The sequence below is a fragment of the Microcystis ichthyoblabe FBCC-A1114 genome (assembly GCF_050500245.1).
Lineage (GTDB): Bacteria > Cyanobacteriota > Cyanobacteriia > Cyanobacteriales > Microcystaceae > Microcystis > Microcystis ichthyoblabe_A.
In genome coordinates, this window is sequence record NZ_CP191408.1 from 1,188,245 (window position 1) to 1,209,721 (window position 21,477).

Below are 21,477 nucleotides of genomic sequence, written 5' to 3' on the forward strand. Positions count from 1 at the left end.
ATTACTGCCAGGGTTCGTCAACGGCCAGATTGGCATCAGGATGAATATAATAGGGCTTTTCTTTACGCGGTAATTGACCTGAAATAACCAGATGAGCCATGGCATCACAAATAACACGGGTAGCCATCAAAGAGGTCATATCACTAATATCGTAGGGAGGGGAAACTTCCACCACTTCCATACCACAAATGGGAGCTTTTTGGATAATTTTACCCAATAAAGCTAGGGCTTCACGGGGTAATAAACCCCCCGGTTCTGGCCAACCTGTACCGGGGACAAAACCGGCATCAATGCAATCAATATCAAAACTAATCCAAACGCAATCCGTACCATCTAAAGCTCGTTCTAAGGCAAATTCGGCGGCCGCATCAATGCCTCGTTCTACAATATCGGTGACGGTCAAAATATTAGTGGCCCGCTCGCGGCAAACTTTAACACCTTGACGGGGAACTTGCCAACCACCAATCCCTAATTGGACGAGATTTTTAGCGGGAGCATTTTTCATATTGGTGGCATGAAACCAGGGGCAAGTGTGCATCCGTTCATCTAAATCCGTTTCCTGGGTATCCACATGGCGATCAAAGTGAATAATACCAACTTTTTTATTCCCTAAATGCCGACAAATACCCCGCACTGTCGGAAAACCAATAGAATGATCACCCCCTAAAATAATCGGCAAGGCACCGGAACTAAAGACATGGGCAACCCCCTTAGAGATTTGATCAAAGGACTTTTCATTATTAGCAGGAATGGTGAAAATATCCCCTAAATCACAGAGCGTAATTTGTTCGCGCAGATCTACCCCTAATTCAAAATTGTAGGGCGTATAAAGGGCCGAAATCCGCCGAATTCCCTGGGGTCCAAAACGAGTTCCGGGTCGGTAAGTTGTCCCCGAATCATGGGGAACACCGACGATGGCCACGTCATAATTGCCCACATTCCGCACATCTTCCAAATAGGGGGCCTTCATAAAGGTGTTAATTCCCGCATAGTGGGGTAACTCACCCCTGGAAAAGGTGGGAATACTGCGATCGCGAATACTATCGGCCGCCTCTAAACCGTAGGTTAACCCCTGGGAAACTTCCTGTTGCCAACCGGTTAGGGGCAAATGGCGTTCTTTTTCTAGGGCCTGTTGAGCTTCAGTTACATGAGGGGGTTGAAAAGTAGATTCCTCGGACATCATTTTACCTCAAAATACAATAACCCGGGAGTCTTCAAAGACACTGCCTCAAAACAGTTATCCTTAAAGTCTCCCGGGCTTTTATCCCGCCGTGTAGCCAGCTTAGACGGAAAAAATGTTTGATCCGCTCATTTAAGACTAGCTTGCTCCTCTCGGACCTGACATTTAAGGACGCTTAAATCGGAACCCTAGAAGCAATTTTCTTGACATTAGACGATCTCAATCCCAAAAACAGTATCATAGACTACACAAAAGGGGATTTTTCCCGCTTAAATATGGTTTGCTGAATAATTAGGTGGGTATTAAAAACTTTCAGATGCCCCCCTTATTAAGGGGGGATTAAAGGGGGGACTAAGGGGGGATCGGCATCCTCCTTATCAAGGGGGATCCCCCCGCCTTCGGCTTCCCCCCTTATCAAGGGGGGCTAGGGGGGATCGAACCTAAAATCCATTTTTAATTTAATTATAACCAGCTACTTATATAATAAAAAGTATCTCCAGAGAATGATTTTTCCTGTCTCTATGCAACACCCCTCTCTGACTCGCTTTGAACCTGCGACTACTCTTGATGAAATCCATTTAACTATATCTCCTGAACCCCTATTAACTCAGAAGGAAATAGATGCTTTTTATCGAGAAGAAATGAATAAAGTGAGAGGGGAAGATAAAATTCAGCGTCTAAAATTAGGGTTAAAACGGATCATAGATACGCAACAATATTACAAAGCCTGTTTAATGGGACACACGGGGGTAGGCAAATCGACAGAATTAACTCGTTTAATTAATGATCATGAGATTAAACAGCATTTTAAACCCCTGCGATTTAGTGTTTTAAGTGAACTCGATGCGATTAATTTCAGTCCCCTTGATGTGTTTCTCTTTATGGTGGTGGAAATTGTTGAGAAAACCGCTAAAATTTCTCGACAACCCAGTGATGAAAATTTACAAAAGCTTTGGGATTGGTTTAGTTCTGAAGAATTTACCCGCAAGGAAACCAGAGAAAGTCAAATCAAAACGGAAGCAGGAGCGGGAGTAAAGGAAGATTCTTTCTGGAATAAAATTCTCGGACTTTTTGCCTCTCTCAAGGGAGAATTCCGGTTTGCTTCCTCGCGAGAGAAAAAAGTTGTTGAATACCGTCTTTCCCGTTCCAGAGATTTAATTAATATTGCTAATCAACTCCTGAAAGAGTGTAATCAGAACTTACAGGAAACTATGCAGAGAAGCTGGTTAATTATTGGAGAAGACTTCGATAAAGCTGGTGTTTCACAGGAAGCGGTCAGGGATTTATTTTTAAACTATTCTAACATTTTCAAAGATTTAGACATTCACATTATTTTTAATATTCCGATTGGATTGTATAATTCATCTCCTGGGATTAACCTCACTTTTGACCATAATCTCCTGATTCCCGATACTCCAGTTTTTTGCCAAAAAGATCATACTCCTAACCAAAAAGGACGGGAAGCGGTTAGAAAAGTTTTAGAAGCAAGAGTTAAATCTAATTTATTTGAAGATGGACAAATAGAGCGGATTATTATTGCCTCTGGTGGCAATATCAGAGATTTATTTTATTTAGTTAGAGAAGCTTCTGATGAAGCAATTGTCAATCAACAAAATCTGATCATGTCTAGTCATATTAGCAGGGCAATTCGCAGTTTAAGAACAGAATATGAAAGACGTTTAGGCCAAAATCCTTATGATATCGATTCTGTTAGTTATGGGGATAAGGTATTATTGTTAAAACGAATTTATGATGCTAATCCAGAAGCACAAATTCCCAATGAGATATTATACGCTTTATTAAATGATCGAGCGATTCAAGAAGTAGATGGAGACGGGGAAAGATGCTTTATGGTGCATCCCCTTGTGGTTGATATTTTAAATGCTCAAGGTCATATTCCTACTGGTCCCGATGGAGGTGTCCCCGGTGGTACATCAAGTTAATCAAACTAATCGATCGGAGTTAGAACCGGGTACTATTTCCCATACGGCAGCTCGTTTGCTATTATGGGGACGAAGACCATCTAGAGGTTTAGCTAGGGTGGAATTTTATGATGATTTTTCCCGTCAGCAAGTAGTTAGAGAATTAGAGAATAAACTGCAAGAACAAGGCATTATTTTTCATAAAATTGTCTTACCAAGATGGGAAAAACCCTCTTTTGTCTTGAACTTCTTGTTAACACAATTGGCAGAATTGGAGTCGGGAGTAGTATCAATTACTGGTTTTGAAACCGCTTTTTCTAATGCTTCCCTAGTAGATGCCTTGCAATTAATTAATTTCAATCGAGAAAATTTAGCTCGCTTTAATCTCCGACAAATTTGGTGGATGAATCATGATTTTACTAACAAAGTTATTCTCTATATGCCAGATTTAAATTCTTGGTTTTTCCTGCGGTTATTTTTAACAGAAAATTCAACCCAAGCTACCAACTATAATCAGCTATTTACCGATAAAAATACCGTTCATGATCCCTATAATTTACCAGGAACAGCAGTTAACTTTGTTGGTAGAGAACAGGAATTATCCCGGATTCATCAAGCTTTTCAGCAATCTTCCCCAATTGTTTTAAGTGGGATGGGAGGTTCGGGAAAAACTGAATTAGCTTTACAGTATGCTTGGCAACATAAAGGGGATTATCCTGCGGGTATTTGTTGGATAAATGTCCTTAACAGTGACCCCGGTTTAGCTATTTTATTTTTTGCCAGAGAATACCTGGGTTTAAACATACCCAATCAGGGAACCTTAAGTGAACGAGTGCGTTACTGTTGGCAAAATTGGCCCGAGGGAAATGCTTTAATTATTTTTGATGATGTGCGTGACTACGACCAAATTACATCTTATCTACCACCGGGAAAAGATTCTCGTTTTCGGGTTTTAATTACCACTCGCTTTAGTTACTTAGGGGTATCGCTATCAACGATAAACTTAGATGTTCTCACGGCAGCGCAAGCTTTAGATTTACTGCAAACCTACTTAGGAAAAGAACGTCTAACCGCGGAGTTAGAGGCAGCCAAGCAACTTTGTCAGTGTTTAGGATATTTGCCTCTAGGATTACAATTACTAGGCAGTTTTCTGAGACAAGCAACCACTGAAACTTTAGCAAATATCAAGGAAAAATTCCCCAAAAAAGGCTTAAAATATCTCAACTCTGATAAGGAGGAAGTCCGCAGTATTAAAACAATTCTGGATCTCAGTTGGCAACTGTTAGAAACAGAAAAACAAAAATTAGCTCTTTATCTCAGTTTATTTGCTTCGGCACCTTTTCCCAAGCACTTAATCATCAGTTTATTTTCTGATGAAGCTAAAGACGAGATAGAAAAATGGTTAACCGATAGCTTGGTTAAGCTTAATTTGCTGAAATCTTTAGGCAATGAATGGTATCAACTGCATCCCCTCATCCGTCTTTATCTACGGGAAAAATTAGAAGGTTCCGAGATAGCCAATACCGCAAAAAGTCGTTATTGTACGGTGATGACAGATACATCGAGAACAGTCCCCCAAACTCCTACTCTAGATATTATTCAAAATCTGACTCCCTTAATTCCCCATATTGAACAAGCTGTCAGGGAATATCCAGAATATATCGCTGATGAGGATTTAGCTTGGTCCTATACGGGTTTAGCTCGTTATTATAAAGGACAAGGATTGTATGCTATTGCTGAACCCTACTATCAAGATTGTTTAACCGCAACTCGAACCCGCTTAGGAGACAATCATCCCGATGTGGCAACTTCCCTCAACAACTTAGCAGGATTGTACGATTGCCAAGGCAGGTACACAGAAGCGGAACCTCTCTATCTAGAAGCATTAGATTTGAGAAAACGACTCTTAGGAGACAATCATCCCCATGTGGCACAATCCCTCAACAATTTAGCACTATTGTACTATTCCCAAGGCAGGTACGAAGAAGCAGAACCTCTCTATCTAGAAGCATTAGATTTGCATAAACGACTCTTAGGAGACAATCATCCCGATGTGGCAACTTCCCTCAACAATTTAGCAGCATTGTACGATTCCCAAGGCAGGTACACAGAAGCAGAACCTCTCTATCTAGAAGCATTAGATTTGAGAAAACGACTCTTAGGAGACAATCATCCCGATGTGGCAAATTCCCTCAACAATTTAGCACTATTGTACTATTCCCAAGGCAGGTACGAAGAAGCAGAACCTCTCTATCTAGAAGCATTAGATTTGTATAAACGACTCTTAGGAGACAATCATCCCGATGTGGCAAATTCCCTCAACAATTTAGCACTATTGTACTATTCCCAAGGCAGGTACACAGAAGCGGAACCTCTCTATCTAGAAGCATTAGATTTGAGAAAAAGACTCTTAGGAGACAATCATCCCGATGTGGCAACTTCCCTCAACAATTTAGCATACTTGTACAATTCCCAAGGCAGGTACACAGAAGCGGAACCTCTCTATCTAGAAGCATTAGATTTGAGAAAAAGACTCTTAGGAGACAATCATCCCGATGTGGCAACTTCCCTCAACAATTTAGCAGCATTGTACGATTCCCAAGGCAGGTACACAGAAGCGGAACCTCTCTATCGAGAAGCTTTAGATTTGGATAAACGACTTTTAGGAGACAATCATCCCTCTGTGGCAACTTCCCTCAACAATTTAGCATACTTGTACAATTCCCAAGGCAGGTACACAGAAGCGGAACCTCTCTATCTAGAAGCATTAGATTTGAGAAAAAGACTCTTAGGAGACAATCATCCCGATGTGGCAACTTCCCTCAACAATTTAGCAGCATTGTACTGTTACCAAGGCAGGTACACAGAAGCAGAACCTCTCTATCTAGAAGCGATTAAGATTGCTACCCAAGTATTAGGGAAAAATCATCCCCATACCCAAACAATTATGGAGAACTATAAAACTATGTTGTCGCAACTCCAGCAAGCAGAATCAGGATGAGTTAGAGTTTAAATGCTTGGGAAAATAGGGCTTGTAGGCGCACGGATTTTCCATTATGAATATAGTATCATGTCAAGGGGCTTTTGTCAAGAGAAAATTTTTTTGACCCGGAAGAAATTCAACCTAGATAAAAACTGAGGATCAGAGCCACTAAAAAACTCATTAACAGGCATAAAATTCCGAAATAAAGGACGATTTTAGGACGGAAAGCTGATAGGAGAAGGATAAAAGCTTTAATATCAATGAGGGAAGCGACCAGTAAAAAAGCTAGAGTGGAACCCACGGACAGATTAGTAATTAAAGAACCGGGGACAAAAGTGCTAAGACTGGCATTAACAGGGAGAGTGAAACCAAAAAACAACTGCACGAGAATTTGAGTAACGGGAGTATTCCCCCAGGCAATTAATTGACTCTGAGGTAATAATAACTGAAAGACACTAGCGATCGCACAGCCAATAATTAATAATCCCCCTAATTCCAGTGCTTCATCGATAAAGTTATCGAGAAATAACTGCACAGAAATTGGCCAAGCTTGCCTATCTCTAGTTTTATACTCATAAACAAGACTGCCGACTCTTTGTAGGGGTTGACTGGCTGCTTCCTCCGGTAAAAAACTACCGGAAAGAACTAAACTCGATTCTAGGGGAATTTCACTATCGGTGCGGGGTTTTTCCCGATAGAAACTAAAGAGAGTGCCGATAAAAATTGCCATTAACCAGACCGAAAGCGATCGATAGAAGAAAATACTAGAATAGCTGAAAGTCTGCCAAGTTAGCCAAAGAGTGACGATATTTAGGGTAGGTGCAGCGGTGAGAAAGCTAAACACCACCCCTGGGGGTACTCCCTCTAATAAGAATCTTCTAGCGACGGGAATCGTGCCGTATTGTCCGACGGGTAGGATTAATCCGATGGCACTGCCAACGATCGCTCCTAACAGTCGATTACGGGGAAATATCGCCGCTAATCGCTGTTTATTGACGAAAACCAGCAAAAAACTGGAAACGGCTGTCCCCAAAAGTAAAAAGGGAAGCGAGGTCAAGACTAAACTAAGAAAAAAAGTAACGGCGATAGAAATTTGATTCATGAATAGGGTTCAAGATCGGAAGCTATCCTACAAAATAGCAGATAAGGTAAAAAGTAAGTAGTCGTGCCAAATTAATTTCTTGGTTAGGATAGGCACTCATGCAAAAGGCAAAAGGCACTCATGCAAGATGCAACAATAGGTTAGTTTGTTGAAATCAACAATTAAAAAGAACGTAAAGCGATTAATTGTGCCTCAGCTTTATGAAGGGATTCTAACCATTCTTTTTCGGGATCGCTATCGGCAACTATTCCCGCTCCCACTTGTCCCCAAACGGTGTTTAAATTCCCTTGAGTAGTCATTAATAGGGTACGGATGAGAATATTCAAATCTAAATGACCCCGTAGGTCAATATAGCCACAGGAACCATAGAATAAATTGCGTCGCATCGGTTCCAATTCTTCGATAATTTCTAGACAACGAACTTTCGGACAACCGGTAATTGTTCCCCCAGGGAAAAGAGCTTTAATTAAATCAATAGCATGATACTTTTTATCTAATTTTCCTTGAACATTACTGACCAAGTGCATAACATGACTATAACGCTCGATCGTCAGTAATTCATCCACATAAACCGATCCCCATTCACAAACTCTACCTAGATCATTACGTTCTAGATCCACTAGCATAATATGCTCGGCCTGTTCTTTTTTATTAGTTAATAGTTCCTCGGCTAATTGTTGATCGAGTGCCTCGGTTTTACCCCGGGGACGGGTTCCAGCGATCGGTCTAGTGCTGGCTATTCCCCTTTCTAATTTCACCAATCTTTCGGGAGAACAACTAATCATTTCTCCCCAAGTGGTGCGCCAATAACTGGCAAAAGGAGAAGGGTTAATCTGTTGTAAACTGCGATAAATTTGCCATCCTTTTGCCCTAGTTGTGCTTTGAAATCTTAGGGATAAATTTGCTTGAAAAATATCACCTTTTCTGATATAATCTAAGGCTTTTTTAACAGCTTTTTCGTAGTCGAGTTGAGAAGTATAAAAGATTAAGGGAGAGGGATGGGGATCGATAAACTCAAAATCGGGGTTAGTGGTTAAAGATTGTTCGTATTTATCTAAATCTTCAGGTTTAGTGGCAGCTAACCAGAGAATTTGTGCTTGGTGATCGAGAATGGCAAAACTATCCGGTTCATACCAATAAGCGACGGGAAAAGGGAGAGTATCAGCTTTCCTGTCGGGTAATTTTTCTATTTCCCAAGCTAAATCGTAGCCTAACCACCCCAACCAACCGCCATGGAAGGGAAGATGATCGGGAAGATGATCACATCGGGGTTGGGGGAGTAAACTGCTTAAAAAGGGCAAAATTTCCCCTAATGCGGGGGTCCAAAGCTGACGCGGGGAACCAGCACAAAGAGAGTAACGGGAGAGGGAATTACCCGGATAGGGACTTTCTAGTAAAGTAGCGATCGCATCTTGGGAGAATAAGCAGGCAAAAACCTCGGAACCAGTGCGCTGATGCAGAGGAAGCGATCGCCAATGCCATGCTAAAGGTTTTTGCATCTAAAATCGCGGGCCAAAATAGCTGGAAAATTGGGTATAACTAGGGTTTTGGTGTTAGTTGTGGGGGAGTTGATCTTTCCTATCTGCTAACACCTATTATCTTAGTCCTAAATGTTTGCTGCCTCGTAATTATCCCCGATAATCGAGGTCAATTTCTTTAGAACCGCCGCGCTGTAATTGGCCTAACAATTCCCCTAACTGACTCCAAACCAAACCACCGATAAAGATAGTCATCGGGAGAGAGATAGCGTAGGCAACCCAACCATTGAGAATAAATATATCTAATCCCGAGGCCAGGAAAAGACAGATTCCTACACAAATACCAATAAAAGGAATTTGTAAGGAACTGGATTTTAAAAGATTTTGATCGTCTGAACCCTTATTTTTATACCAATTGTTAACCACTTGCTTGAGACTAGCTTCAAAAGCGGCCCCGCAGGTAATACCGATAAATAAACCAGCAAAAACTAGAAAATAGGGTGGTTGGGGCAGAAAATAATAATCCATAGAAAAAGTGATTAACCGATGATGACCTTAAACACTTTAACGCGAACTGGTTTCTCGCGGAAGGACAGCGGCCACACCTTGGGAGGATAATTCCCGAAAAGCGCTCATGGCCACATCCAAGAGTCGCCGCGGTTGCAATTCTCCTTGAATTAAACTCCAGAGACGTTGCACTTCGGCAGTATGGAGACGGTCATCTTCCGTTAAAGCTAATAGCAATTGACGACGCAGATAACGACCTTCTTCCGAGAGAAGAAAAGTGATGCCTAATTGCGCTGTGGGCAGTAAATCGAAGTTAGTTTCCGATCGAGCCATTGTAATCATGTTTTCTAGGCGTTGCCACTGGAATTTACCGTTTTTGAACAGTACATCCAGTAAACGCCGGCGCAGTTGAGGCGATTCCCCGGTCAGGAGACGTTTAGCGACGTAGGGATAGGCCACTTGGACGATTTTGAAGTTAGGATCGAGGGTAAGGGCCACCCCTTCTTGGGTGACGAGGGAACGAATAATCAGGGCGAATTTGGCGGGAATCCGGAAGGGATATTGGTACATCAATTCGGAGAACTCATCGGTAATAGTGCGGAAATTGAAGTCACCGACCCTTTGACCGATGGCATTGCCTAAAACCCGTTCTAGAGCCGGAATAATGGGTTTTATATCCGTTTCTGGGGTTAAAAATCCCAGTTTGACAAAGTTGGCGGCCAGGTTTTCGTAGTCTTTGTTAATTAAATCGACGACGCAACTAGCGAGGGTTTCTTTAGTTTCCTCCTCTAACTGGTCCATCATGCCAAAATCAATATAGGCCATGCGACCATCAAAAGTGGCGAAAAGATTACCCGGATGGGGATCAGCGTGGAAAAAGCCGTGTTCGAGGAGTTGCTGTAATCCGGAGGTTACGCCGATTTTAACGATACTATTAGGGTCTAATCCTAAAGCTTTGATATTCTCGGTATCGGTGAGTTTATAGCCATCAATCCATTCCAGGGTGAGGACGCGGCGACCACTATAACGCCAGTAGATACTGGGAACTTTAACTTCAGGGTTATTTTGGAAGTTGGTGGCGAATTTTTCAGCGTTGCGACCTTCGTTTTGATAGTCGATTTCCTCAAACAGTTTGGTGCCGAATTCATCGACAATCAAGGTGAGGTCATGGCCGAGATTGAGGGGTAATAAACGACCGAATTTTTGAGCAGCCCAGCGCATTAGGTATAAATCGAGGCTTAAAAGCGCCCGCAGCCCCGGTCTTTGCACTTTAACGGCTACTTCTTCGCCGGTGGGTAGAATAGCTTTGTAAACCTGTCCTAAACTAGCGGCAGCCACAGGGGTGGGGGATATTTCTCGATAGGCTTTTTCTACAGGCATCCCCAATTCTGTCTCGATAAGGGCAAAAGCGATATCGTTATCGAAGGGGGTAAGTTGGTCCTGCAGTTTAACTAATTCGTCTAAAAAGTCTTTGCGAACGAGGTCGGGGCGGGTAGAGAGAGCTTGACCGACTTTGATGAAGGTGGGACCCAAACGGGTGAGAATTTGCCTAAGTTCGCTGGCACGCCTGTATTTATTGGCTTCTTCTTGCTTTGTCCATTTGTCCCAGAGGAGACTGAGGAGAAATAATCCTAAAGACCAAGTAATCACGAAAGCGCGACCGAACAATTGCCAAGGTTTGTAACGGTATTGTTGGGCGATCGCTTCTGCACTGTAAGGAGTGAACTGTGTTTCTTCTCGTTTCCCGTCAGTTTGACTGTCTTGATGCCGACTCACTAGCTAATCTCTATATATCTTACGCCACTTGATATTGTAGCTAAGTTCTTGACATCAGTATACAAAACTACACATTATTTAATAATTGTTATAATTCCCTGAGAAATCATAAGTATTTATTGCTGGACTGCCGGGGAAATTTTCGGCTAGTGGATGTCCTCAAGTACCTGATGGATATTTTCAACAAGCTGTTCTATAAAGGTAACGGCATCATTAACGAGATTTTCATCGATATTCCAGCGACTGCCAATGCCATAACTCGGGTCTATATCAGCTTCGTGGGCGATTTTGTTCCTTCGATCAACAATTATGCTAAGTTGGCTTTTAATATCTTTGGCTGGTTTATTTAGTTTGCTGGCCACTTCTTCCCACAATTTCTTGGCTGAAATTAATCTAATGGCCTCCGCTATCTTGTCCGGTTGTTGAAAGCTTTTATATCTGAGGTTTTCTCTAATTTCAGTCTCTAGCCAATAATTACTATTAAGTTTGTTGGTGAGGAGATTTTCAATCATTGGTAGTACCTCGGAAATTGAGCGAGATTCTTGATCAAAAAAAGAACCGTAGTTTTGTTGAATTTCGTTCTCTAACCAAGAGCCAATACTAATAGCTATCAATCGTTCTTGTCGTGCGCCATTCAAGGAGACTTGAAAACGAGAAAAGGCAGATTGAGAACTGTTAGGAGTGGGAGGAGGTTCTGAACGTTGGCCTCGATAAATTTCTAGCATTCCTAGAGTAACCACTTCGTGAATATAATAATCTAAAGCGCTCACAGTCAGGACTAAAGCGGCTCTGAGGATATCCGATACATCTAGGGCCGAAGTAGTCTGAGATTTGAGGGAATTGTGGATAGCGATCAAGTCACGAATGCGGGCAATGCTAAGGCGAAATTGTTCAATGGCTAACTGCATAAATCTCGGAGGTAAGACCGATAACTTTGTCTGCTAAGTCAGAAAAAATATCTTTAAATTTTTGTTGTTTTTCTTGGGCTTGATCTAACACTGTACCTTGCCATTCTAATTGTTCAGCAGTTAGCGCAAAAACAGACACTTGATGCTCTTGAGATAAGGCAATAAGACTATTAAAATCAGGGATTTTTACTAGAGTACAGCAGTCTGGTACACCATTCTGATCGTAGATAAATTTCGGTAGCATCATGCCATTTTTCCCTAGGGCTGGAATCATTTTATTGCCGATATTTTCCTCGATTTCGTTAATCCAGTTTTCAAGAGCTTTTGTTTCTTGGCCACCTTTGATTCGATATTTCTGAACAATAGTTCCTAAAAAATGTAGGTCAACTTCGGGAAAGGGATAGTTGGCTGTTTTGAGAATTGGTAAAGCACTAGCTGCCTTAGCCCATTGGTGCCACTTAGGCAATATTTTAGCTAAAGAATCGATAGCCATAACCGAGAAAAAATCCGCTGTGGTTGGCACAATAAAAAAGTTGCTGGTCATCAGTATATTTTGATTGATTGACCCCAAACTGGGACTCATATCGATTAAAATATAGTCAGCTTGAAATCTTTCGGCAGTTTTGTCTAATAAATATGTAATCGCACCGGGGAGATTTTTTAAAGCCTGAATTGACCCACTAAGTTCTTGAGCAATACCTAGGGTAACTTCATATTCAGCTAACCCCACATGACCAGGCAATAGAAATAAACGATCACGACCATCAATAGGAATACAGTCCACAGCTTCAATTAATCTCGGTTGAGACTCAAAAGCAGGCGCTAAAGCTGTTTTAATATTAGAGTAAGTATTGTAGATTGCTTGTAGTCTTTCCTCCCTATCTTCACTTTCTTTGGCCAAAGCCATACCAGTTAAGTTACATTGGGGATCGGTATCGACAATAATTACTCTTTTGCCCTTCTCAGCAAGCATCCAACCAAGGTTAAAAGTGGTTGTAGTTTTGCTCACTCCACCTTTATGATTAAAAAAAGCTATTTTTTGCACCATGGCATTAATTATATTTGAAGATTGTTGTACTTGGTCATTATTGTAACATCAGTGTGGAGATTTTGCCATGATTTCTAGGCTAGAATCAGAGTTTCGGATTACTCATCTTAATGCCTAGCAATTAAGGAAAAATTGCGCCGTGGTTTCCACCCTAACACCCCCAATCGGATATTTAAGCAATTTCATCGGGATTAATGCCCAATTCTCGCAGCTTTTGGGCTAATTTTTCCGCCCGTTGTTGTTCTCTTTCTTTGGCTAATCTTTCCTGTTCTTTGGCTAATCTTTCCTGTCGGGCCGACTCTTGAGGGGTGGGAACCAATTCACCTGATTCGGTGAAATAGCGCAATTTATTGGCAAAAATTCCTAAATATAATCCTAGTTGCTTACTCCATAAATAACCGTTTTCATTGGGGGTAATCGGTTGGTATTGTCCCTCGATTAAAGTGAATCCTTGCCATTCTAAAGTATTAGGATCAAACCAAAAATATTCAGGAGTCCGGAAAGTATGCTGATATAGTTCCTTTTTGGCTTTTCTGTCCACATTAGCGGTGGAATCGGAGAGAATTTCGATGATTAAATTGGGATATTTACCCCCTTCTCCCCAGACAACCCAACTTTTCCGGGGACGTTTCTCTGTATCTAAAACCACGAAGAAATCTGGTCCACAAAAATCTCGCTGTTTTAGTTGTCTTTCGTTATAATAAATAGTCAAATTACCCGAGGCATAGTAATCGTTTCTATCTTGCCAGAGCCAATCAAGACAAGATAATAATAAAATAATTTGTTGTAAATGCAGATCACTTTCCAAGGGTGGTTCATCACTCCATAAATCGGTGGGAGGACAGACAATATCGGTAGCAATATCTAGGGTTGTCATCGTTTATAAACCCATTGAGTCAATTTGGGGTGATTCTAGCAACAAGCCACAATCAATACAATTATATTATAAGTCCGATCGTTTTGCTTGTATATAGGGTGTTAGGAGTCGGTTGGGGAAGTCAGAATATCATGACCTCAATCCCCTTGGTTGAAGGACTTATAAAAACCAGAAAAAAGCAACTAAAATAACGGTGAGAGTGGCGGCAAAAATGAGAGCGTATTCAATTTTTTGATTGATAATACCAATAACCATGACTAGGGTAATTGCCAGAAGAAACACACCGATATAGACTAGATTTTGAGAACCTGAATTAACTAAATTATTATTTAAAGTCGGTGTGGGTGTGGGAGTTTGTAGAATTGTTGATGAGAGACTAATCGTAGAGGTAATGAACATAAGTAAGTAGTTATAATTAAATTGAAGATAGATTTTGCCTCTGATCCCCCCTGCCCCCCTTAATAAGGGGGGTGCCGATAGGTGGGGGGATCTGACAACTTTTAACACCTACCTACTTAAATATTTATGACTACCATAGAACTAATTTTATACAGTAAGCCGGACTGTCATCTTTGCGAAGGGTTGCTAGAAAAACTAGAAAAAATCCGTCAACCGGAGTGGCAGTTAGAAATTAGGGACATTACCAGTCGAGAGGATTGGTTTAACGCTTATCAGTACGAAATCCCCGTTCTCTGTCAAAAACTGGCCACGGGGGAAAAAATCATCCCTCGTCTTTCCCCCCGGGCAAATGCCGAACAATTAGCCCGTCTTTTAGCCAATAATTTAACCTAGGGGCTAATTACCCGGACTAGGAATAACGACTGGACTAGGAGAGGGAGAAGACTGGGCGACTGGTTGCGGTTTGGCTGCGGGTTGAGTTTGATACCATTTAAAGTGTTGGTAGGCCGTGCGCGATATTTGTTGAATCAGAGTCCTAGCGTTACTATCATTGTGGGGACGTTTGACCATCACTGCTCCTAGATAGCGTTTCCCGTTGGGCATATCAATAATCCCCGCATCCGCTAACATTGAGCCAATATCACCGGTTTTATGGGCAATATCGGCGGATTTCTCGATACCTTGGGGCAGCAGGGTGCGAGTGCGCGTTTCCTGCATAATATTCAATAGACGATCGCGGGAACGTAAACTAAGTAATTCCCCTTGATTAACTTTTCCTAAGATTGTCACCAAATCTCTCGGACTTGTGGTATTAGTTCCTTCCAAGTCTGGTAAAGGGTTATTAATTACCGTACTGGTCAAACCCCAAGCTTGAAAACGCTGATTAAGAGCCTTTTTGCCGCCCATCCGCTTAATTAACATATTAGTAGCGGTATTATCGCTAATTACGTTCATTTTAGTGGCGGTTTCTAGGGCAGTATAGGTTTTATTCAATCCTAGATACTGCATATCCCCAGACCCACTGGCCAGGACATCCTTAGTGGCCACAAGGGTTTCATCGAGACGAATTTTCCCCGCGTCCACATCCTCAAAAAAGGCCACCAGAATCGGGATTTTAATCGTACTAGCGGCAGCAAAAATAGTATCTCCGCGAAAATTAGCGTAAGCACCGTTATCAAGGTCAATAAATAATGCTCCCGCCTGTAATTTCGGATATTTGACCGCTAAAGCCTGTAATTTCTGGTTAAGGCTGCTGAGATTTTCGTTTAAAACTAAGGTGGTCGGTTTTGGGGTGACGAGTTTGAGAGTCGGGGAATTAGTAGCGGTGGGTTTTGGGTGTAGGGGTAATTTGCTCGGATCCACCACCGTTAAAACCGTACCAGCGATCGCACCTAAACCGACACCAAGGATAGAGAAGCGAAGAACCTGAAGGAGAAAAGAAGCGATTAGGTTGGGTTTACGCTGTTTTTTTGCCTTTTTAACTGGCACAGGCCTTTTGTTATTGTTTGAGTCCACGGACCTAGGGGACTCAGGGCCAGATTGGACTTTAGTAGGACGACGAGTTACTTGACGAGTCACGGTTTTCCTCAAGGGTATCCAGATTTATTATCGGTCGCTAGGAGAATTTTTTTTCTTGCCCTTGAGACTATCAAGACCGAGAAAAAGTTGCCCGATACTTTCAATATGACCGATAATACCCCGCAGCAGGGCTAATTCCTCCACCGTGGGCCGGGCCCGATGATAAAATTGCCGGAATTTCTCCATCCTAGCAGCGGCGGTGTGGGGGTAAAGATAGCCAATTTTGAGCAAAAAGCTCTCTAAGTGCTGATAATAGCCTTCTAGAGCCTCAAAAGTGGCATTAGGGAGCATTTCTAACGGGGGTTCGAGCCTATTTTCCGTCGCCATTTGGTACAGTTCGTAGGAGCAAACCGCCACCGCTTGGGCCAGATTAAGGGAGGAATATTGAGGATTAGCGGGAATACCGACAAAACGCTGGGCGTGGTTCAGTTCGCTGTTACTTAAACCCCGGTCTTCTGGCCCGAAAATTAGGGCCGATTCTAGGTTAGGGGTGAGTAACCAGGGTAAGGCGGTCCGGGGTGTTTCGAGGGGAGTATTCAGGTGACGGGGTTTCGAGGTGGTGGCAATGATGCGATGACAACCCTGCAAAGCTTCCCCCAGGGTGGCTACCTGTGAACAGTTTTCTAGGACTTCAATTCCGTGTACTGCCATGCGTCGCGCTTCTTCTGCAAGGATATGACAGGCGGGATTGACGATAATTAAGCGACTTAAGCCCATATTCCGCATAATTCTGGCAGTGGAACCCACATTTAAGGCTCCAGCTGGTTCAACTAAAATAATTCTCAGGCGATCGAGTGGGGAACTCGGATTATTTTCATCTACACTCATAGATAAGGCGCAGTTTTTGACTTTTTAATTTTAATCATGGCACGTCAGCCCTCGAAGTCCGATCTTCCCAGTAAAATTTGTCCCGTTTGCGGTTTATCCTTTACTTGGCGCAAAAAGTGGCAAAACTGTTGGCATGAGGTCAAATACTGTTCGGAACGCTGTCGTCGTCGCAAGTCCTCGGTGAATCAGTAAAAAGCCGAGAATTTTAACTATCAAATAGGCACTCTTGCAAAAGGCAATTTTTAGCTGAGGACTTAGATGGGTAATTAATTTTGCTTAGGTACTCTATTCGCTTTTAATTTTACGGCTAATTTAGTAAGCTGATATTTGGCTAAATTAACTTTTTCTTAAGAGAATCTCAATGCACATTGCCTGGTTAGGAAAAAAATCTCCTTTTTGCGGTAACGTTACCTATGGGCGAGAAGTGACTAATTCCCTGCTCGATCGAGATTATCAAGTCAGTTTTCTGCATTTTTCTTCCGAAAAACCCACCGTAAGCGATTGGCCCGACTTTTACGACGAAATCACCCTGCCACGTCTCTATAGTTCCCAAGTCTATACTATTCCCACCCTGAAATCGAGTCGGGTTCTACAGGATAAACTCAGGGAACTGAAACCCGATCTAGTTCATGCGTCCTTACCCCTGTCTCCCCTTGATTTTCTACTACCAGAAATTTGTGAGTCTTTAGATTTGCCTCTGGTGGCGACTTTTCACCCGGCTTTTGATAGTAAAATTCGCAATCTCATCTCCAGTACCCAATTATTAACCTACCAACTACACGCCCCTTTTTTAGCTAATTACGATAAAGTAATTATTTTTTCCACCTCTCAACGGGATTTTTTAGTTAAATTGGGAGTTCCCGAAGAAAAATTAGCAATTATTCCCAATGGGGTTGATATTAATAAGTATTGTCCAGGACTATCGAATATTAAAGCTCAATATAATGCCGATTGTTTATTTATTTATCTCGGTCGGATCATGCCGGAGAAAAATGTAGAATCTTTATTGAAAGCCTGGAAAAAAACCAATTTAGGGAATAGATGCAAACTGCTCATTGTTGGAGATGGTCCGTTGACTCCTTCCCTTAAACCTTTTTATGGGGAAGAAGATGGTATTATCTGGTTAGGTTTTATCGGCGATGAAAATAAACGAATTGAAATTCTGCGCGGGGTTGACTGCTTTATTTTACCCTCATTAGTGGAAGGTTTATCGATTTCCCTCTTGGAAGCGATGGCCTGCGGTGTTGCTTGTCTGGCTACGGATGTGGGTGCCGATGGGGAAGTGTTAAAAGGTGCGGGAATAGTTCTAGATACTAGAGGACTAATTACCCAATTAAAAACTCTCTTGCCTGTATTACGAGATCATCCCGAATTAACCACAATTTTAGGTCAAAAAGCCCGTCAAAGAGTTTTAGACTCTTACACTCTTAGCAAAAATATCGATCGCTTACAGTTAGTTTATCAAGAAGTGTTAGCCCAAAAACATTCTTCTCTTAGCTACTTTCACTAAGGAATTTATATGACGATTGCCCGGACAATTTGCTTGGGATTTATGGCGGTAATTTTAGCGGGAACTTCCCTGTTAATGTTGCCTGTTTCTACCACTAGCGGCACTTGGAATGATCCAATTGTTGCCCTCTTTACCTCCACTTCTGCTGTCTGTGTCACGGGTTTAGCAGTGGTAGATACGGGTACTTATTTTTCTTTTTGGGGTCAATTATTTATCGCTTTATTAATTCAAGTGGGTGGACTGGGATATATGACCACTACCACTTTTTTAATGTTATTAATTGGGCGAAAATTTGACCTGAGACAGAAGTTAGCAATTCAAGAATCTTTTGATCGACCTTTCCTACAAGGTAGTCAAAGTTTAATGAAATCAGTGATTGCTACTACTTTAGTTTTTGAGTTAACAGCAACTTTGGTTATGTTAACTGTCTTCGCCCAAAAGTATGATTTTAGATATGCGGTGTGGTTATCTTTATTTCATAGTATTAGTGCTTGGAATAATGCGGGTTTTGGCTTGTTTAAAGATAACTTGATGTCCTATCATTCTTCAATTATTATTAACTTATCTATCACAGGACTGATCATTTTTGGAGGTATCGGTTATCAGGTAATTATCGAGTTTTACACTTGGTTTATTTACCGCTTTCAATATAAACGAAAAGGCTTTGTTTTTTCTCTTAACTATAAAGTTGCTATCAGCACAACTATATTTTTATTAGTGATAGGAACCTTGGCTTTTTTACTTACTGAACAGGGAAATGGTGACACTTTGGCTAATTTATCACTGAAAGATAAATTGCTGGGTGCTTGGTTCCAATCGGTAACATCGAGAACAGCAGGATTTAATACCATTGATATTGGTAAAATTTCCGTAGAAGGTTTATTAATTACCATGGCTTTGATGTTTATAGGAGCCAGTCCTAGCGGTACAGGGGGAGGTATTAAAACCACAACTTTTAGGATTTTATATAACTGTACCCGCTCGGTTTTACGGGGACGTGAAGAAGTGACTCTTTATCAAAGACGCATTCCTATGCCGTTAATTTTAAAGTCAATGGCGGTGGTTTTTGGTTCAGTTATAGCGATTATTATCTCCACCCTAGCTATCTCATTTGTGGAGACAGATTTTAAAATGATTCAACTATTTTTCGAGGTAGTTTCTGCCTTTGGAACTGTCGGCTTATCTATGGGAATAACCGCCGCTTTATCACCGATTTCTAAGTTAATTATCGTTTTTATGATGTATCTTGGACGGGTAGGAGTTATACTTTTAATAGCGGCCATTATCGGCGATCCGAAACCAACAGTTATTAATTACCCCGAAGAAAACCTTTTAGTGGGATAATTAATATCAGTTATCAGTTATCAGTTTCTCTTGTCTCCTCACTCATTGACACTAGCATTTTAAATGCGTAACAGTTTAACTTCTTATGCAATCAATTAAATTTTTTAGTAGTATGCGTCCCCAAAATCGCCAATTTGCCGTCATCGGATTAGGCAGATTTGGGCGAGCCGTTTGTGAAACCCTACGCAAACAAGGTTATCAAGTGGTAGGGACAGATATTGACGAAGGATTAGTAGCACAAGCGTTATCTGATCGAATAGTAGATAATGCGATCGAACTTGATTCTACCAAACCTAACGCTCTGCGAGAAGCGGGAATTTTTGAGACCGATACGGTGATTGTCGCTATTGGTAAATACGTGGAAGAAAGTATCATTACTACTCTCAATTGTAAGGAAGCAGGGGTTAATTTTGTCGCCGCTAAAGCCTCCACAGAAATTCATGGAAAATTACTCAAAAAAGTTGGCGCAGATTTAGTAGTGTTTCCCGAATACGATGCCGGTTGTGAGTTAGCGCACCGTTTAACTAGACCATCAATTTTAGAACGATTTGATCTCGATCCCGAACATAGTATTGTCGAGTTAAAAGTCCCGGAGGCTTTTCACGGTAAAACCCTAGCAGAGTTAGAAATTCGTAATCGTTATGGGTTAAATATTGTCGCTGTCGGTAATGCGGAAAAATTCAAGATTAACCCCAATCCCCAAGAAAGATTACACAAGGATTTAGCCATGGTGGTGATTGGTTCTAACCGAGATATTCAGCGTTTACCGATTTGACACTCCCCGCTCTAAAGAGACGGGGATTCTTGGTTCACAGAGATTACTTGCTTAGACAGAATTGCTTCTGAAAAAGTAGAGGTATTCTCTCCCCAAGCGTTTATTGGATCGAGCCCAAAGGTTCCGACACGCCCTGCCGTACTTAGTCCCCTTTTAAGGATGTTGATTGCGGCGTTTTCATCCCTATCCAAAACACATCCACATTTGCACTGATGGGTTCTAGTCGATAAAGATTTTTTGACAGTTTCACCACAGTTTGAACAGTTTTGGCTTGTATAATTCGGTGAGACAGCAATCGTTATCTTGCCGAATTTAACCCCAAAATACTCTATCCATTCCCGAAACTGATACCAGGCCGCATCATTTATCGATTTAGCTAGACAATGATTCTTGACTAAGTTCTTAACTCTTAAATCCTCGTAGGCTATCACATCGCTAGAGTGAACTACGCACCTTGCTAATTTCACAGCAAAGTCTTGACGTTGCCTATTTACTTTAAGGTGAGCTTTAGCTAATCTTTGTCTAGCTTTTTGACGATTTTTACTTCCCTTTTTCTTTTTAGATAATCGCCTTTGAAGTCGTTTTAATCGTTTCTCGGACTTTCTCAAGAATTGAGGATTATCAACCTTGTTGCCATTGTTATCTGTATAGAAAGAAGCCAAACCTACATCTAAGCCAATACACTTACCTGATGGTTTAACATCTTCTTTAACGTCACAAGAAAGGACAAATTGACAATAATAACCGTCCGCTCTCCGAATCAACCTAACCCGTTTAATATCGGATTCTTGAAAGTACCCTAAATCCCAAGTTCCTACCAACTTAAGAACACCAATGTTTTTCTTGTCAGTGAATTTAACAGTTTTAGGGCTAAGAAGCTTCCATCCTGATTGTTTGTATTCAACAGAGCGAGATTTTTTAAATTGAGGATACCCCTTTTTGCCTGATACTTTACGTTTACAGTTGTCGTAAAAACGACTAATTGAACTCCAAGCACGTTCAGCACTTGCCTGTCTAGCAGTTGAATTAAGTTCATCGGCAAATTTAAAGTCCTGAGCTAATTCTTTAGAATATCGGTATAAATCGTTCTTACCCGTACCTTTTGTATCCATCCATAACCTTACACATTTGTTACGGATGAATTGAGCAGTACGAATAGCATCGTCTATGGCTTGATACTGTTGAGTTTTAGCTTTAACTTTAAACTCTAAGACAAACATTTTACGCAGGGGGGACTTAGACAAAATCAGTATAGCACAATA

General features: G+C 41.5%; 19 protein-coding genes and 1 riboswitch. Of the genes, 7 read left to right on the top strand and 12 right to left on the bottom strand.

From position 1 onward, the window contains the following. Position 1: 1 nt before the first annotated feature. The gene (locus tag ACQY1Y_RS05760; protein WP_069474976.1) at positions 2-1,180 is read right to left on the bottom strand and encodes an agmatinase family protein; all 1,179 of its coding nucleotides are present in this window, start codon (positions 1,178-1,180) and stop codon (positions 2-4) included. Positions 1,181-1,248: 68 nt separating this feature from the next. After that, positions 1,249-1,383, bottom strand: a riboswitch (guanidine-I (ykkC/yxkD leader). Positions 1,384-1,701: 318 nt separating this feature from the next. Here ACQY1Y_RS05760 and ACQY1Y_RS05765 point away from each other — a divergent pair. Next, positions 1,702-3,123, top strand: a complete 1,422-nt coding sequence (locus ACQY1Y_RS05765) for a hypothetical protein (protein ID WP_430014158.1) — start codon at positions 1,702-1,704, stop codon at positions 3,121-3,123. Next, positions 3,092-6,103, top strand: a complete 3,012-nt coding sequence (locus ACQY1Y_RS05770; RefSeq protein WP_430014647.1) for a tetratricopeptide repeat protein — start codon at positions 3,092-3,094, stop codon at positions 6,101-6,103. Before ACQY1Y_RS05765 ends, ACQY1Y_RS05770 begins: the two co-directional genes overlap by 32 nt. 118 nt (positions 6,104-6,221) lie before the next feature. On the opposite strand, the gene ACQY1Y_RS05775 is transcribed toward ACQY1Y_RS05770, so the two are convergent. From ACQY1Y_RS05775 to ACQY1Y_RS05810, 8 genes are all read right to left on the bottom strand, one after another. Beyond that, the gene (locus ACQY1Y_RS05775) at positions 6,222-7,187 is read right to left on the bottom strand and encodes a permease (protein ID WP_430014159.1); all 966 of its coding nucleotides are present in this window, start codon (positions 7,185-7,187) and stop codon (positions 6,222-6,224) included. Positions 7,188-7,348: 161 nt separating this feature from the next. Then, a complete protein-coding gene (locus tag ACQY1Y_RS05780) occupies positions 7,349-8,686 on the bottom strand; it encodes an anthranilate synthase component I (protein ID WP_430014160.1) in 1,338 nt (445 codons plus the stop codon). Positions 8,687-8,815: 129 nt separating this feature from the next. After that, entirely contained in the window at positions 8,816-9,193 is a 378-nt protein-coding gene (locus ACQY1Y_RS05785; RefSeq protein WP_002734118.1) for a hypothetical protein, read from the bottom strand. 36 nt (positions 9,194-9,229) lie between these two features. Beyond that, positions 9,230-10,948, bottom strand: a complete 1,719-nt coding sequence (locus ACQY1Y_RS05790) for an ABC1 kinase family protein (RefSeq protein WP_430014161.1) — start codon at positions 10,946-10,948, stop codon at positions 9,230-9,232. A gap of 146 nt (positions 10,949-11,094) precedes the next feature. Then, positions 11,095-11,856, bottom strand: a complete 762-nt coding sequence (locus tag ACQY1Y_RS05795; RefSeq protein WP_430014162.1) for a HEPN domain-containing protein — start codon at positions 11,854-11,856, stop codon at positions 11,095-11,097. After that, positions 11,840-12,904: a ParA family protein gene (locus tag ACQY1Y_RS05800; protein ID WP_430014163.1), complete on the bottom strand. Its 1,065-nt coding sequence runs from the start codon at positions 12,902-12,904 to the stop codon at positions 11,840-11,842. The genes ACQY1Y_RS05795 and ACQY1Y_RS05800 overlap by 17 nt, the downstream gene beginning before the upstream one ends. A gap of 172 nt (positions 12,905-13,076) precedes the next feature. Then, positions 13,077-13,781 (bottom strand): Uma2 family endonuclease, encoded by a 705-nt coding sequence (locus ACQY1Y_RS05805; protein WP_002731745.1) that lies wholly within the window; start codon positions 13,779-13,781, stop codon positions 13,077-13,079. Positions 13,782-13,940: 159 nt separating this feature from the next. Further along, positions 13,941-14,180, bottom strand: a complete 240-nt coding sequence (locus ACQY1Y_RS05810; RefSeq protein ID WP_002750530.1) for a hypothetical protein — start codon at positions 14,178-14,180, stop codon at positions 13,941-13,943. Positions 14,181-14,306: 126 nt separating this feature from the next. On the opposite strand from ACQY1Y_RS05810, the gene ACQY1Y_RS05815 reads away from it, so the two are divergent. Continuing rightward, on the top strand, positions 14,307-14,573 hold the full coding sequence (locus ACQY1Y_RS05815) for a glutaredoxin family protein (RefSeq protein ID WP_002777606.1): 267 nt from the start codon (positions 14,307-14,309) through the stop codon (positions 14,571-14,573). Positions 14,574-14,576: 3 nt separating this feature from the next. On the opposite strand, the gene ACQY1Y_RS05820 is transcribed toward ACQY1Y_RS05815, so the two are convergent. Together ACQY1Y_RS05820 and ACQY1Y_RS05825 are read right to left on the bottom strand one after the other, a co-directional pair. Beyond that, positions 14,577-15,758 carry a serine hydrolase gene (locus ACQY1Y_RS05820; protein ID WP_430014164.1) on the bottom strand — a complete coding sequence of 394 codons (1,182 nt, stop codon included), beginning with the start codon at positions 15,756-15,758 and terminating at the stop codon, positions 14,577-14,579. 27 nt (positions 15,759-15,785) lie between these two features. Further along, positions 15,786-16,586, bottom strand: coding sequence for an RNA methyltransferase (locus tag ACQY1Y_RS05825; protein WP_430014165.1), 801 nt, complete (start codon positions 16,584-16,586; stop codon positions 15,786-15,788). A gap of 36 nt (positions 16,587-16,622) precedes the next feature. Between ACQY1Y_RS05825 and ACQY1Y_RS05830 the strand changes: the two genes are divergently transcribed. The 4 genes from ACQY1Y_RS05830 (at position 16,623) to ACQY1Y_RS05845 (ending at position 20,215) form a co-directional block, all read left to right on the top strand. After that, positions 16,623-16,778, top strand: a complete 156-nt coding sequence (locus ACQY1Y_RS05830) for a DUF2256 domain-containing protein (RefSeq protein ID WP_002765473.1) — start codon at positions 16,623-16,625, stop codon at positions 16,776-16,778. A 169-nt stretch (positions 16,779-16,947) separates the two neighbouring features. Then, positions 16,948-18,096, top strand: coding sequence for a glycosyltransferase family 4 protein (locus tag ACQY1Y_RS05835; protein ID WP_002734292.1), 1,149 nt, complete (start codon positions 16,948-16,950; stop codon positions 18,094-18,096). Between the two features lie 9 nt (positions 18,097-18,105). Further along, positions 18,106-19,440 carry a TrkH family potassium uptake protein gene (locus ACQY1Y_RS05840; protein ID WP_069474968.1) on the top strand — a complete coding sequence of 445 codons (1,335 nt, stop codon included), beginning with the start codon at positions 18,106-18,108 and terminating at the stop codon, positions 19,438-19,440. Positions 19,441-19,525: 85 nt separating this feature from the next. Further along, a complete protein-coding gene (locus tag ACQY1Y_RS05845) occupies positions 19,526-20,215 on the top strand; it encodes a potassium channel family protein (protein ID WP_002750520.1) in 690 nt (229 codons plus the stop codon). Between the two features lie 11 nt (positions 20,216-20,226). On the opposite strand, the gene ACQY1Y_RS05850 is transcribed toward ACQY1Y_RS05845, so the two are convergent. Continuing rightward, a complete protein-coding gene (locus ACQY1Y_RS05850) occupies positions 20,227-21,435 on the bottom strand; it encodes an RNA-guided endonuclease InsQ/TnpB family protein (RefSeq protein ID WP_430014648.1) in 1,209 nt (402 codons plus the stop codon). Positions 21,436-21,477 lie beyond the last annotated feature (42 nt).

Excerpts from the sequence above, each read along its gene's own strand:
- ACQY1Y_RS05835 (WP_002734292.1), top strand. The coding sequence starts at position 16,948 with ATGCACATTGCCTGGTTAGGAAAAAAATCTCCTTTTTGCGGTAACGTT.
- ACQY1Y_RS05770 (WP_430014647.1), top strand. The coding sequence starts at position 3,092 with ATGGAGGTGTCCCCGGTGGTACATCAAGTTAATCAAACTAATCGATCG.
- ACQY1Y_RS05760 (WP_069474976.1), bottom strand. The coding sequence starts at position 1,180 with ATGTCCGAGGAATCTACTTTTCAACCCCCTCATGTAACTGAAGCTCAA.
- ACQY1Y_RS05815 (WP_002777606.1), top strand. The coding sequence starts at position 14,307 with ATGACTACCATAGAACTAATTTTATACAGTAAGCCGGACTGTCATCTT.
- ACQY1Y_RS05775 (WP_430014159.1), bottom strand. The coding sequence starts at position 7,187 with ATGAATCAAATTTCTATCGCCGTTACTTTTTTTCTTAGTTTAGTCTTG.
- ACQY1Y_RS05785 (WP_002734118.1), bottom strand. The coding sequence starts at position 9,193 with ATGGATTATTATTTTCTGCCCCAACCACCCTATTTTCTAGTTTTTGCT.
- ACQY1Y_RS05825 (WP_430014165.1), bottom strand. The coding sequence starts at position 16,586 with ATGAGTGTAGATGAAAATAATCCGAGTTCCCCACTCGATCGCCTGAGA.
- ACQY1Y_RS05840 (WP_069474968.1), top strand. The coding sequence starts at position 18,106 with ATGACGATTGCCCGGACAATTTGCTTGGGATTTATGGCGGTAATTTTA.
- ACQY1Y_RS05845 (WP_002750520.1), top strand. The coding sequence starts at position 19,526 with ATGCAATCAATTAAATTTTTTAGTAGTATGCGTCCCCAAAATCGCCAA.
- ACQY1Y_RS05850 (WP_430014648.1), bottom strand. The coding sequence starts at position 21,435 with ATGTTTGTCTTAGAGTTTAAAGTTAAAGCTAAAACTCAACAGTATCAA.
- ACQY1Y_RS05800 (WP_430014163.1), bottom strand. The coding sequence starts at position 12,904 with ATGGTGCAAAAAATAGCTTTTTTTAATCATAAAGGTGGAGTGAGCAAA.
- ACQY1Y_RS05810 (WP_002750530.1), bottom strand. The coding sequence starts at position 14,180 with ATGTTCATTACCTCTACGATTAGTCTCTCATCAACAATTCTACAAACT.
- ACQY1Y_RS05805 (WP_002731745.1), bottom strand. The coding sequence starts at position 13,781 with ATGACAACCCTAGATATTGCTACCGATATTGTCTGTCCTCCCACCGAT.
- ACQY1Y_RS05780 (WP_430014160.1), bottom strand. The coding sequence starts at position 8,686 with ATGCAAAAACCTTTAGCATGGCATTGGCGATCGCTTCCTCTGCATCAG.
- ACQY1Y_RS05795 (WP_430014162.1), bottom strand. The coding sequence starts at position 11,856 with ATGCAGTTAGCCATTGAACAATTTCGCCTTAGCATTGCCCGCATTCGT.
- ACQY1Y_RS05765 (WP_430014158.1), top strand. The coding sequence starts at position 1,702 with ATGCAACACCCCTCTCTGACTCGCTTTGAACCTGCGACTACTCTTGAT.
- ACQY1Y_RS05830 (WP_002765473.1), top strand. The coding sequence starts at position 16,623 with ATGGCACGTCAGCCCTCGAAGTCCGATCTTCCCAGTAAAATTTGTCCC.